The organism is Brevibacillus aydinogluensis (assembly GCF_961514395.1).
GTDB lineage: Bacteria > Bacillota > Bacilli > Brevibacillales > Brevibacillaceae > Brevibacillus > Brevibacillus aydinogluensis.
In genome coordinates, this window is the sequence record NZ_OY569118.1 from 1914881 (window position 1) to 1928374 (window position 13494).

The 13494-nt window shown below is 59.1% G+C and carries 11 protein-coding genes; all 11 read left to right on the plus strand.

The features are described from left to right. The first annotated feature begins 112 nt into the window (after nucleotides 1-112). The 11 genes from Q7F15_RS09365 (at nucleotide 113) to Q7F15_RS09415 (ending at nucleotide 13462) form a co-directional block, all read left to right on the plus strand. On the plus strand, nucleotides 113-1405 hold the full coding sequence (locus tag Q7F15_RS09365; RefSeq protein ID WP_304415460.1) for a putative amidoligase domain-containing protein: 1293 nt from the start codon (nucleotides 113-115) through the stop codon (nucleotides 1403-1405). 116 nt (nucleotides 1406-1521) lie between these two features. Next, complete coding sequence (mutS, locus tag Q7F15_RS09370; RefSeq protein ID WP_171564729.1) at nucleotides 1522-4101, plus strand: DNA mismatch repair protein MutS; 2580 nt, start codon at nucleotides 1522-1524, stop codon at nucleotides 4099-4101. Between the two features lie 24 nt (nucleotides 4102-4125). Continuing rightward, nucleotides 4126-6255, plus strand: a complete 2130-nt coding sequence (gene mutL / locus Q7F15_RS09375; protein ID WP_304415461.1) for a DNA mismatch repair endonuclease MutL — start codon at nucleotides 4126-4128, stop codon at nucleotides 6253-6255. Beyond that, nucleotides 6256-7041: a class I SAM-dependent methyltransferase gene (locus tag Q7F15_RS09380; protein ID WP_171564731.1), complete on the plus strand. Its 786-nt coding sequence runs from the start codon at nucleotides 6256-6258 to the stop codon at nucleotides 7039-7041. Continuing rightward, nucleotides 7038-7997, plus strand: a complete 960-nt coding sequence (gene miaA, locus Q7F15_RS09385) for a tRNA (adenosine(37)-N6)-dimethylallyltransferase MiaA (protein ID WP_171564732.1) — start codon at nucleotides 7038-7040, stop codon at nucleotides 7995-7997. Before Q7F15_RS09380 ends, miaA begins: the two co-directional genes overlap by 4 nt. Nucleotides 7998-8026: 29 nt before the next feature. Further along, nucleotides 8027-8269, plus strand: coding sequence for an RNA chaperone Hfq (hfq, locus tag Q7F15_RS09390; RefSeq protein ID WP_171564733.1), 243 nt, complete (start codon nucleotides 8027-8029; stop codon nucleotides 8267-8269). Between the two features lie 153 nt (nucleotides 8270-8422). Continuing rightward, nucleotides 8423-9211 (plus strand): DUF4184 family protein, encoded by a 789-nt coding sequence (locus Q7F15_RS09395; protein ID WP_304415462.1) that lies wholly within the window; start codon nucleotides 8423-8425, stop codon nucleotides 9209-9211. A 69-nt stretch (nucleotides 9212-9280) separates the two neighbouring features. Beyond that, nucleotides 9281-10237: an AAA family ATPase gene (locus Q7F15_RS09400; RefSeq protein WP_304415463.1), complete on the plus strand. Its 957-nt coding sequence runs from the start codon at nucleotides 9281-9283 to the stop codon at nucleotides 10235-10237. Nucleotides 10238-10284: 47 nt separating this feature from the next. Further along, nucleotides 10285-11577 (plus strand): GTPase HflX, encoded by a 1293-nt coding sequence (gene hflX, locus Q7F15_RS09405; RefSeq protein ID WP_304415464.1) that lies wholly within the window; start codon nucleotides 10285-10287, stop codon nucleotides 11575-11577. Between the two features lie 8 nt (nucleotides 11578-11585). Continuing rightward, on the plus strand, nucleotides 11586-12863 hold the full coding sequence (locus Q7F15_RS09410) for a methionine gamma-lyase family protein (RefSeq protein ID WP_304415465.1): 1278 nt from the start codon (nucleotides 11586-11588) through the stop codon (nucleotides 12861-12863). Nucleotides 12864-13051: 188 nt separating this feature from the next. Beyond that, nucleotides 13052-13462 (plus strand): MerR family transcriptional regulator, encoded by a 411-nt coding sequence (locus Q7F15_RS09415; protein ID WP_230076989.1) that lies wholly within the window; start codon nucleotides 13052-13054, stop codon nucleotides 13460-13462. Nucleotides 13463-13494: the final 32 nt, after the last annotated feature.

Genomic DNA, 13494 nt, shown 5'->3' on the forward strand with positions numbered 1-13494 from the left:
ACATCTCCTCTTTTTTCTTTTTTTCGGGTGGTCAGGCGGGGCAACCGTCCCGGCACACACTTTTTTTCACTGGGCCACATAGGCTATAGCAGCAGAGCGGAGGTGATGGATGATGTTTATCCACGTACGTGAAAACGGCAGGCCATCCGGGACAGGCGGACGATACAACACCGAAGTGATGCCGACCAATATCAAGGCGGCCATTAATCGTTTGTCGAAGGGCAACCAGGCCAACAAACTGCTCAAAATGAGCGGCATCGCGACGGCAAAGGCTGGTCCGGAGCCGGGGACACGGATCTATCGCGTCCAACTGTATCAGTTTCATCTCTTGCACCTGGAAAAAAGTCTGGAGAAGGCGCACTGGCTGTCCCAGCCGTGGGGCGAGCAGCACTTCGAGCCGGTGGAGCGGCTGCCGAATGATCCGGAAGCGCAGGTGGCCGTCAAGCTGGCGGTGCGTGCCCTGTACGCCACGGGGCTGGAGTGCGGAGAAGTGCTGCTGACTGCAGCTTCGCCCCATCGTGTCAAAGTGGTGCGGGTATCGCCGTATTGGCCTGCCCAAATGTCCGATCGGTTTATGCGGGAGGCGCGGGACTGGTGGCTGAACCAGAGAAAGAGGCGCAGCGCTGACAGGCTGATGCTGGGAGCGGACCCGGAGTTTGCCCTGAGGGGAGTGGACGGCACGATGGTACTGGCCTCCGACTACATGGGCAAAGGCGGGGTGGTCGGGTGCGATTCCACCCGGTATCGGGAAGAGCTGGCTCTGCATCAGCATCCGTTGGCCGAACTGCGTCCGGAGCCGTCCGACGACCCGGATGAATTGTTTGCCCGCATCCGGCAGGCGCTCTTGCTCGCCCGCCGCAAGATCACGGACAGGACGGTGGAGTGGCTGGCGGGCGGCATGCCGTTCGACGGCTATCCCGTCGGCGGGCACATCCACTTCAGCGGCGTGGCCCTCGACTTTTCCCTGCTCCGCAAGTTGGACGCCTATCTCGCCCTGCCGTTGGTCATGGTGGAAGACCCCGGCTGCTTGAAGCGGCGCCCCCGATACGGATTCCTCGGAGACATCCGGGAGAAGACGCACGGCGGGTTTGAGTACCGCACCCTGCCCAGTTGGCTGGTCCATCCGGATGTGACGCGAGGCATCCTGCACCTCGCCCGGCTGGTGGCCGCCTGTCACGAGCAGTTGACGGCCCGCCCTCATCTGGATGTGTCGCTCATCAGGGCGTATTACCGCGGCGACAAACAGACGTTGGCACCGTACGTGAAAGCCATATGGGAAGAGCTTTCAAGCCTCGCTTGCTACCGCGACAGCCGGGACCCGCTCGATTGCTATTTTGCCTATCTGCTCGCGGGAGAAACGTGGCCGGCCGGGCAGGATCTGCGCAAGGCCTGGGAAATCGGCTGAGCAACCATATTGACCTGAATGCGAATCGCATCTGATCTGCGGGGAAGAGGTTCAACTTCCCCGGCCGGACGTGCTATAATGTACAGGCGAGATTGCAGGCTAGGAGATTTGAAAACATGGCTCAGTATACCCCAATGATTCAACAGTATCTGGCGATCAAGCGTGAGTACCCGGATACTTTCTTATTTTTTCGTTTAGGTGATTTTTACGAACTGTTTTTCGACGATGCCATCACCGCCTCGCGTGAGCTGGAGATTACGCTGACCGGCCGGGACGGCGGCGGGGACGAGCGTATCCCGATGTGCGGTGTGCCGCATCACTCGGCTGACGCCTATATTGCCGAGCTTTTGAAAAAAGGGTACAAGGTGGCTGTCTGCGAACAGGTGGAAGACCCGAAAGCGGCCAAGGGTGTCGTCCGCCGCGAAGTGACCCGCGTCATTACCCCGGGGACCATGATGGAGGGGAAATGGCTGACGGACAAGGAAAACAACTACATGGCGGCGATCGCCGAAGCGGACGGCCGAATGGGTATTGCCGCCTGTGACATGAGCACGGGCGAGATGTACGTCACCTCGCTGTTTGGCACGGCGGGAGCCGCGCTGGACGAGGCGATGCAGTACCGGCCGAAGGAACTGGTGGTGTGCGGTCTGTCGCAGGACCTGAAGCCCGACATGCCGGTCACGTACATAGAAACCGGGGCGGTGAACGCATTTGCCGTCGATCAGCAGTATCAGGATCAGGCGCGCGAGCTGGATCTGGCGATGCGCCTCGCGGTAAATGCGCTCCTGCACTACATCGGTTCCACGCAGAAGCGAAGTTTGTCCCACATGAGGCTGATCAAGCGCTATGACGCCAAGCAGTACCTGCAGATGGACAACTTTTCCCGGCGCAACCTGGAGCTGACCGAAACCATTCGCGACAAGTCCAAAAAAGGCTCGCTGCTGTGGCTGCTGGACCGTACCGAGACAGCCATGGGCGGACGTCTTCTGCGCCGCTGGATTGAGCGGCCGCTGTTGAACAAAAGCGAACTGGAAGCACGGCTGGATGCGGTGGAACATTTGAAAGGGGATATGCTGCTGCGTTCCGACGTCCGCGCCTGCCTGGATCGGGTCTACGATCTGGAACGCTTGGCGGGACGTGTCTCGTACGGCAACGCCAACGCCCGCGACCTGGTGCAGCTTCGCTTGTCGCTGGAAGCGGTGCCTGAACTGCGGCAGCTTCTGCTGAACGCCGGCTCCCGCGTGCTCACCGAACTGGCCGAAGGGATGGACGAGTGCGCCGACATCGCTGCTTTCCTGCGGTCGGCGCTGGTTGACGACCCGCCGGTTTCCGTGCGCGAAGGCGGTCTGATCCGGCCCGGCTATGACGAGTACCTGGACAAGCTGCACACGGCAAGCCGCGAAGGCAAGAACTGGATTGCCCAACTGGAACAGGCGGAGCGGGAAGCAACCGGCATCCGTTCGCTGAAGGTAGGCTTCAACAAGGTGTTCGGCTACTACATCGAGGTATCCCGTGCCAACCTGGCAAACGTGCCGGCCGGCCGCTACGAGCGCAAACAGACACTGGCCAATGCCGAACGGTTCATCACCCCGGAGCTGAAGGAAAAAGAGGCGCTCATCCTGGAAGCGGAAGAAAAGATGGTGGAGCTGGAGTACCAGCTGTTTACCGCCATCCGCAGCGAAGTGGCCACCCACATTCCCCGCCTGCAGGGGCTGGCTGAACGCATTGCCGCCGTGGACGTGCTACAGGCATTTGCCACTGTCAGCGAGGAGCGCGGCTATGTGCGGCCCGAACTCGTCACGACCGGCGAGTGCGTCATCCGCGAAGGGCGCCACCCGGTCGTGGAAGCGGTGCTGGATCGGGAAAAATACGTCGCCAACGACGTGGAGATGAACCAGTCGGACAGACAGATCCTGCTCATTACCGGCCCGAACATGGCCGGAAAGAGCACGTATATGCGCCAGATCGCGCTCATCGTCATCATGGCGCAGATCGGCTGCTTTGTTCCGGCGAAAGCGGCGAAATTGTCGCTGGTGGACCAGATTTTTACCCGGATCGGTGCAGCCGACGACCTGGTCGGCGGACACAGCACCTTCATGGTGGAAATGCTGGAGACCAAACACGCCTTGCAAAAAGCGACCGCGCAAAGCCTGATCCTGCTGGACGAGATTGGCCGCGGCACGTCCACCTATGACGGAATGGCGCTGGCGCAGGCAGTGATCGAGTACATTCGCGAAAAGATCGGAGCCAAGACGCTCTTTTCCACGCACTATCACGAGCTGACCGGCCTGGAAGAGTCGCTTCCCGGCGTGGTCAATGTGCACGCCCGCTGCGAAGAGCGTGACGGCAAGCTCTTGTTTCTGCACAAAATCGAGCCGGGACGGGCGGACAAAAGCTACGGTATCCACGTGGCCGAACTGGCGGAGATGCCCGGCCGGGTGATTGAGCGGGCGCGGGAGATTCTCGCCGGACTGGAAGCAAATGCAGCCGCGACATCGGCACAGGAGGTGCAGATGACCTTGGACGCGCTGTGGGCGGCTCCTGTGTCCGCAGCGAAGGAGGAGCCCGTGTCCCGCCTGTCGCCGGATGAAGAAACCGTGATGGCAGAGCTGCGCGAACTGGATTTGAACCAGATGACGCCGATGGAAGCCATGCTGAAGCTGTATGAGTGGAGACAGCGCCTGAAAAAAACGTAACGGGCCGATCCAAGGAGGAGATCGATGGGACACATTCAAGTGCTCGATGAGCATCTCGCCAATATGATCGCTGCCGGTGAAGTGGTGGAGAGGCCGGCTTCGGTCGTGAAAGAACTGGTGGAAAACGCGGTGGACGCCGGAGCTAGCGCGATCGAGGTGCACGTGGAAGAAGGCGGGCTGCAGCTCATCCGCGTGGTGGACAACGGCCACGGCATGGACCGGGAAGACTGCCAGCTGGCCTTTGAACGGCACGCGACCAGCAAGATTCGCACGACACGCGACCTGTTCCGGATTCGCACCCTGGGGTTTCGCGGCGAGGCCCTGCCCAGTATCGCCGCTGTCTCCCGGATGGAACTGACGAGCAGTCCCTCCAGCAGCCAGGTGGGGACGCGCCTGACGATCGAGGGTGGCCAAATTACGAACATTGCCGACGCCGCCACAGTCAAAGGGACGGATATTTGCGTGCGCGACCTGTTTTACAACACGCCGGCCCGGTTGAAGTACATGAAGTCGATCGCCACCGAAATCGGCCATATTTCCGACTACGTCAACCGGCTGGCGCTGACGTACCCGTCCATCGCCTTTACCCTGACGCACAACGGCAAAGTGCTCCTGCAGACCTCCGGTGACGGCAAGCTGCTGCACGTGATGGCGGCGATTTACGGCGTCCAGGTGGCCAAGCTGCTGCTGCCGATCAGCGGGGAGACACTGGACTTCCGCTGGACCGGCTTCGTCTCCAAGACGGAAGTGACGCGGGCCAACCGCTCCTATCTGTCCACGCTGGTCAACGGCCGGTACGTCCGCCACTTTGGCCTGAACAACGCCATCCTGCGCGGTTATCACACGCTGCTGCCGATCGGGCGCTATCCGATCGTCACGCTTCAGATCGAGATGGACCCGTCGCTCGTCGACGTCAATGTCCATCCCGCCAAGCTGGAGGTTCGGTTCAGCAAGGAAGATCAGCTGCTGGGCGCCATCGAGCGTTCCGTCCGGGAGACGCTGCGTCAGGGGCTGGAGATCGTCCGGCCGATGGCAGCCGAGCGTAAGGCAAAAGTGGTGGAACAGGTGGTGCAGCCGCAGTTTGACCTGCAGCTGCCTAAACCGGGAGCGGCGAGCAGTCAAAGCATCTCCCGTGCCGTCGATCTTGAGGCCAGTCCGCGTCTGCGGGAGTGGTTGGCACGACAGGAGGCCCTGTCACAAGCGCGCTCCCCGCGGCTGGGCGGAGATGCGCCAGCTGACGCCACGGTCGTAAAGGAATCGGGTGGGGAGTACGCGGGTCTAGCACAGGAGCGGCCTGCATCCGTTCCGCTGCAGGGAAATGCGGCAGCGGGAGAATTGACTGCAACTTCAAAAGCACTCGGCACGTCTCATAGAGAGGGCAGCGCGTCGGCCGGTACAGACGGCGGGCTGGAAACACCTGCAGCCGATAATCATTCGGCTTCCCTGGTGCCGGCAGAAACCGCACCGATGACGGCAGATGGCCTGCAGACAGAGCAGCCTGCTGTCCAGTTCCCCGCTCCCGAGGCGGAACCAGCCGCTGCACAGCCTGACGGCGATAGATCGGCCGTGCCCCTGCTTTTTCCGGTCGGACAGGTACACGGCACCTACATCGTGGCGCAGAACGATAACGGCATGTATCTGATTGACCAGCACGCCGCGCAGGAGCGGATTTTCTACGAGTATTTCATGGAAAAACTGAAGCAGGAGAGCGTCGCCAGCCAGATGCTGCTCTTTCCCCACACCGTGGAGTGCACGGCTCAGGAAGCGGTGAAGCTGGAGAAAAAGCTGCCCCTGCTGCGTTCGTTTGGCCTCGACATCGAGTCGTTTGGCGGTCGAACGTTCATTGTGCGGGGCCATCCTCACTGGTTTCCGGAGGGCAGCGAACTGGAAGTGATCGAAGAGCTGATCCAGTTTGTGCTGGAGACGGGCGAGGCGGCTGAAGCAGACATACGGGCGATGCGGGAGAAGGCGGCGATCATGATGTCCTGCAAGGCTGCCATCAAGGCCAACCGCTATCTGACCCATGCGGAGATGGAAAGCTTGCTCAATACGCTCCGCGAAACGACCAGTCCGTTTACATGTCCGCACGGCCGGCCGATCATCATCCACTTCTCCACATACGATTTGGAGAAAATGTTTAAACGGGTGATGTAGATGCTGATTACCACCGGACTGAAACCCAGCGAGGAGACGCGCCGCCACGCAGCTGAACTGGCTGCACAGTTTGGCCTGCCGGTCATCGAGCGGGGCGATTGTTCGATTGAGGAGCTGCGCCGGCGCTACAATGAGGCGGAGGTGCTGATCGTCACCGCCAAAGGGGTCCGCCTGGAAGCAGAGGGAAAGAGCCCGTTCTTTTTTCATCCGAACACGGCCGTCTTTCGTATAAAGCGGATGGAGCGCGGCGATACTGATACTATGCTTGCCGCTTGCCAAATTCAACCAGGTGACAGCGTGCTGGACGCCACACTCGGCCTGGGTGCCGACGCGATCGTCTTTTCCCATGCTGTCGGCCGAACAGGCAGGGTGGTCGGGATTGAATCCGAAAAGCACATCGCGATACTGGTCGCAGACGGATTGCGTCACTATCCGACCGACTCAGAGGCGCTGCGCGAGGCGATGGGCCGGATCGAGGTGAGACACGGCCACCATCTCGACATCCTGAAAGACCTGCCGGACCGCTCGTTTGACGTAGTTTACTTCGATCCGATGTTTGAGCGGACGGTACACGACTCCACCGGGATTGCCGGCATTCGCGAGCACGCCAACATGGCCCCGCTGGATGCGGAGGCGGTGGCGGAGGCGCTCAGAGTTGCCAAACGGCGCGTCGTACTGAAGGAAGGCAAAGCGGGACGGTTGTACGAGCGGTTCGGGTTTACCCCGTTTCGCACGCGCGGCCATCAGGTCGTGTACAGCTATAAAGAGACAGATGGAGGGGAGTGACTTTGCCACCAAAGGAAAAACTGGTCGTGATCGTCGGCCCGACCGCCGTGGGCAAGACGGAGCTGAGCCTTGAGCTGGCCGAATGCTTCGACGGCGAAATCATTTCCGGCGATTCCATGCAGGTCTACCGCGGCATGGATATCGGGACGGCCAAGGCGACGCCGGAAGAGCGGGCGCGCGTGCCGCACCACCTGATCGACATTATCGATCCGGATGAAGAGTACTCTGTGGCGCTGTTTCAAAAAGCGGCGACACGGCTGATCACCGAGATAAATGCGCGCGGAAAGCTGCCGTTTATCGTCGGCGGCACCGGCCTCTACATCGAGTCGGTCACCCACAGCTTTCAATTCGCCCAGGCGGAGCAGGACCCGGAACTGCGCAGCCGGCTGCAGCGCTTGGCCGAGACGGAGGGAGCGGAGGCCCTTCATCGACGGCTTGCCGCGATTGATCCGCTGACAGCGGAACGGCTTCACCCCAACGATGTGAAACGGGTGATTCGCGCTTTGGAAATTTATGAATTGACCGGCACCAAAATGTCTGATTTTCAACATCGGGCCCAGCATTCCCCGTACGATCTGCTGATGATCGGATTGACGATGGAGCGGCACGTGCTGTACGAGCGCATCAACCAGCGCGTGGACAAGATGCTGGAAGCCGGTCTGGTGGACGAGGTGCGCCGTCTGTTGGATCAAGGGTACGGCTCGGCGCTGACGTCGATGCAGGGGCTGGGTTACAAGGAATTGATTCCGTATTTGTACGGAGAGATCACGCTGGAGAAGGCGGTCAACGACATCAAGCAGCGGACCCGCCATTTTGCCAAGCGCCAGCTGTCCTGGTTTCGGCGCATGTCGGAGGTGCAGTGGTTTGATCTGACCGATCCCGCCGAGCGTCCGAAGATCGTCCAAACAATCAAGCAGATATTGGCAGGAAAGTTTCAGCGATTGCCGAATATATAACATACAAGTCCTTTTAGGGGGTAATGAACATGAAACAGTCGATCAACATTCAAGATACGTTCCTGAACCACTTGCGGAAGGAGAACATCGCTGTCACCATCTACCTGGTAAACGGGTTTCAACTGCGCGGCTACATCAAAGCGTTTGACAACTTTACCATCGTGATTGACAGCGAAGGTAAGCAGCAGCTTGTATACAAGCATGCCATTTCCACGTTCACGCCGCAGCGTCCCGTGTCGCTCATGTCTCAAGACAACAATCAGCAAGCATAGCGTCACACCAACGAAGCCGGGATCTTAGCCATCCGGGCTTTTTTCACTGTCAGGGACAGGTTTGCTGGTTCCGGCACGCAAAAAAACAGGTGCAGCAGACAGGATGAAACAGCCTATAAGTTTACATAAAATATCTTATGGAGAGTGGGTTCTTTGCCGTTCACGTTTGCCCACCCGGCGATCGTGCTGCCCTTCTGGCGCGTTCGCTGGCTGTCTTTTACCGCACTGGTCTTTGGCAGCATGGCGCCCGATTTTGAATACTTTTTCCGGTTGAGGCCGTACAGCGCGGTCAGTCATACCCTGGTCGGCCTGTTTGTGTTTGATCTGCCGCTCAGTTTTCTGTTGGCCTTACTTTTTCACCGCATCGTCAAGCGCCCCCTGGTCGCCTGCCTGCCCGCCCCGTTTGACCGGGGGCTGGGATACGCTGCGGCCAAGCCTTGGATGATCGGTTCGCTGCGCGATGGGCTGGTCTTTTCCTATTCGGCAGTAATCGGCAGTCTCACCCATATCGTCTGGGACGCGTTTACCCATCAGGGGGCGTTCATGGTCAGCCGCCTGCCGCTTCTACAACAGCGGGTGCCGCTTCCTTTGGCGGGCTTGGACATACCCGTCTACAAGCTGCTGCAGCACGGCAGTACGCTCATTGGCTTGTCGCTGATTGCGCTGGCACTCTGGCGGATGGTGCATCGCGGGCAGGCAATGGTGGTCGGCGGGAGACGTCTTTTGGTCCGGATAAAATGGATGTATTGGCTGGGTGTGGGCGGATGCGGCCTGTTCGCGGCTGCCGCGTGGGTATGGAGCGCTGGCGGCGCATGGACGATGGCGCGTCTGCTGGGCGGCGTCGTGCCGTTTCTCTCCGGGTGCATGACCGGACTGCTGGTCATGTCATGGTTTTTCAACCGGATTGGCCGGGCGGGTGTCCACAGGTATACGTCCCTGTAGAAAAAAATGGGCAGGTCTGCCAGCCCCATGCGTATACTTAATGTATGACCATGAGGCAGGTGATCGCTGGTGAAACCGTCGGGTAATCAACCGCCGGCTGATTCCGTGACAGACAAGGCTCCTAACCGCATCCAGGTAGTCTTTCGCCGGCCGGAAAAGGTCAAACGTCCGGAAACATTGGCCGACAAGGTACGCACTACCGCACCCGGCAATGTGGCCGCCGCCTTCGACGAGCTGGAGCGGCTGATCGGTTTGCGTGAAGCCAAAAAGCTGATGTACGAGATCCACGCGCTGCTGAGGGTAAACAAGGAGCGGGAAAAACACAACCTGAAGCTGGAGAAGCAAGTCTACCACATGGTGTTCAAAGGAAATCCGGGCACCGGCAAGACGACGGTCGCCCGCTTGTTTGGCAAACTCTTTCGCGAAATGGGCATTTTGAGCAAGGGACATCTGATCGAAGTGGAACGGGCCGATCTCGTCGGCGAATTTATCGGCCATACCGCGCAAAAGACGCGCGAGCTCATCAAAAAGGCGCTTGGCGGCATCTTGTTCATCGACGAGGCGTACTCCCTGGCGCGCGGCGGAGAAAAGGATTTTGGCAAGGAAGCAATTGATTGTTTGACAAAGGCACTGGAAGACCACGGCAATGATTTTATCTGCATTCTGGCGGGCTACACCGATGAGATGGATGCATTTCTGGAGCTGAATCCCGGATTGCCTTCCCGCTTTCCCATTCAACTGCGGTTTGCCGACTACACGGTAGACGAACTGATCAGCATTGCCGAGTTGATGGTGGAGGGAAAGGAATACAAGCTGTCACCCTCCGCCAGGGAAAAGTTGCGACACCATCTGATGCGCAAGCGCAACGATGTGTTTGAAGTCAATTTCAGCAACGCCCGCTATGTTCGGAACGCCATTGAACAGGCCATCCGCAGACAGGCAGTGCGGCTATTGGACGTGGCGGAACCGACGCGCAACGAGGTGATGACGCTGCTGCCGGAGGATTTTGTCTGGCCCGCTTCCTGACAACCGGATGAATTGTGGTATGATAGGGTGGGAAAGGACGTGAATACGTGGACGATGTGATCAAACGTGTTGAAACAGCCATTCTGGTCGGCTGTTTTTTGGATAACCGCGATGCGGAGCGGGCACGTCTCTCAATGGAGGAACTGCACGAGCTGGCGAGGACGGCCGGTGTCGACGTGCTTGACGTGGTCACCCAAAACCGCGAACGCATCGATCCCGCCTGGTATCTGGGCAGCGGCAAGATACAGGAGATCGCCCACCGCGCGCAGGAACTGGACGTGGATCTGGTCATCTTCAACGACGAACTGTCGCCCAGTCAGACCCGAAACCTGGACACGGTGTTCGACTGCAAGGTAATCGACCGCACCCAGCTGATCCTGGACATTTTTGCCGGACGGGCGCAGTCCCGGGAGGGCAAGATCCAGGTGGAACTGGCCCAGTACAATTACCTGCTGCCGCGCCTGGCGGGACAGGGCAAGCAGCTCTCCCGCCTGGGGGGCGGGATCGGCACGCGCGGGCCCGGGGAGACCAAGCTGGAGAGCGATCGGCGCCACATCAGACGGCGAATCAGCGAACTGAAGCAGCAGCTGGCCGACATCGTGCGCACCCGTCAGCTTCACCGGGAGCGGCGCAAGAAAAACAGCGTTTACCAAATTGCGCTGGTCGGCTACACCAACGCCGGCAAATCCACGCTGTTAAACCGGCTGACCTCCGCGAACACCCTGCAGGAAGACAAACTGTTTGCCACCCTCGACCCGACGACGCGGCAGCTTTCCCTGCCAAGCGGCATGGAGGTGCTGCTCACGGATACCGTCGGGTTTATCCAGGATTTGCCGACAACGCTGGTGGCTGCTTTCCGCTCTACGCTGGAAGGCGTTCAGGAAGCTGATCTGATCCTGCATGTGGTGGACAGCCACCATCCCGATCTGGAAATCCACATGGAAGTGGTGGAGCGCATCCTGCGTGAGCTTGGGGCGAACGAAATCCCGCAGCTCGTGGTGTTCAACAAGGCCGATTTGATCCGCGAGGGCACGTACTTGCCGCCGGTGGACGATTCCATTCTCATCTCCGCGCTGCGAGATGAAGACTTGCAGCGGCTGTTGAAGCGCATCGAAACGTACGTCTACGCTTCCTTTGACCGGATCAAGCTGAAAGTGCCGGTAGAGCGCGGAGACATCGTGTCGCTGCTGCACCGCGAAGGTATCGAGATGGAGCAGACGTTTGACGAAGCGAATGCCGCGTATCTGATTACCGTACGCATCAACCGGGACCATCCCATTTACGGGAAGCTTGTCCCGTTCCTCCTGGACAAGCCAGAGATTGCAGAAGAGAGTTGGTAGGAACGACAATGTTTTCATTATTCACCCATGGAGAACGGCTGCGCCCGATCGTGCAGGAAGTCGAAGCGATGATTGCCGGGCGGCATCAGGAGATTGCCGCCCTGGTCGACTACAACCAGTTGAAGGTGCTCCGTTCGTTTCAGAAGCATGAAGTAAACGAGTTTCACTTTGCGCCGTCGACGGGATACGGCTACGATGACACGGGGCGTGCGACGCTGGAAGCGATTTATGCGGACGTGTTTGGCGGGGAGGCGGCCTTGGTCCGGCCACACATCATCTCCGGCACGCACGCGATCGCCATCTGCCTGTTCGGCCTGCTCCGTCCCGGCGACGAACTGCTGTACATCACCGGCAAACCGTATGACACGCTGGAAGAAGTAGTAGGTGTGCGCGGCGAGGGACAAGGCTCGCTGAAGGACTATGGCATCGGGTACCGCTATGTGCCGCTGACGCCGGAGGGGGAAATTGACTTTGCCGCTGTGGCCGAGGCGATCACCCCGAATACAAAGGTGATCGGCATCCAGCGTTCCCGCGGATACGCTGATCGTCCGTCGTTTACCATCGCCAAGCTGGAAGAGATGATTCGCTTTGTCAAAGGGCGGAATCCGGAACTGATCGTCTTTGTGGACAACTGCTACGGAGAGTTTACCGAGGAGCGGGAGCCGCTGCAGGTGGGCGCGGACATCATGGCAGGTTCGCTGATCAAAAACCCGGGCGGCGGTCTGGTCAAGACCGGCGGATACATCGTCGGCAGACAGGACCTGGTGAAGCTCGCTTCCTACCGGATGGCCGCTCCCGGCATCGGCGCGGAGGGAGGAGCGTCGCTGTACTCCCTGTTGGAAATGTACCAGGGCTTTTTCCTCGCTCCTCATGTGGTTGGCGAAGCGCTCAAAGGGGCGATTTTTTCATCCGCACTCTTGGAGCGGCTGGGCTTTCGGACCAATCCGCTGTGGCACGAGCCGCGCACCGACCTGATCCAATCGGTCGAATTTGGTTCGGCGGAGCGATTGATCGCGTTTTGTCAGGGCATCCAGAAGGCGGCACCGGTCGATTCCCACGTCACCCCTTATCCGAGTGACATGCCCGGATACGCCGATCCGGTCATCATGGCGGCCGGCACGTTCATCCAGGGGGCGAGCATTGAGTTTTCCGCAGACGGCCCGATTCGTCCGCCGTACCTGGGCTTCGTGCAGGGCGGTTTGACCTACTCCCATGTCAAGGTGGGCATCCTGACCGCGCTGGACCTCCTGTTAGAAAAAGGGCTGCTGGAACTGCCGAATACGTAGGCGTCGCAGACCGGCGTGAACGAGTCAATTGCCTGCAAACGGGGAGCGTTGCAAGAGACGCTTCCCGTTTTTTCGCGTTGATTTGCCGAAAGATGCATCATTTTGTGTAATCTTTTCTAACATCCATTGACAGGATTCTTAAAAACGCATACAATACAATCAAGGATTGAGAAGAGGAGGGACACGTCATGAGTGATGACATTCGTCGAAACATGGCTCTCTTTCCAATCGGGATCGTCATGAAGTTGACCGATCTGACCGCCCGGCAAATCCGTTATTACGAGCAAAACGGACTGATTCAGCCGGCACGTACGGAAGGGAAGCAGCGACTCTTCTCCTTTAACGACGTCGATCGCTTGCTGGAAATCAAGGCGCTGATCGAAAAAGGACTCAACATCGCCGGCATCAAGCAGGTGCTGCAGATGCAGCAGTCCGCCGCGGAAAAGACGGAGATCACTGCCACTTCCGAGGCCAAGCGGAAGGAAATGTCCGAAAAGGAACTGCATCAGCTTTTGAAGCAGCAAATCTTGTTTAACAACGCGACTCGTCACGGCGAGAATGCGTTGATACGTGGAGAGCTTTCGCGCTTCTTCCACTAAATACAAGACAACAAACGCGATAGGAGGAGAGA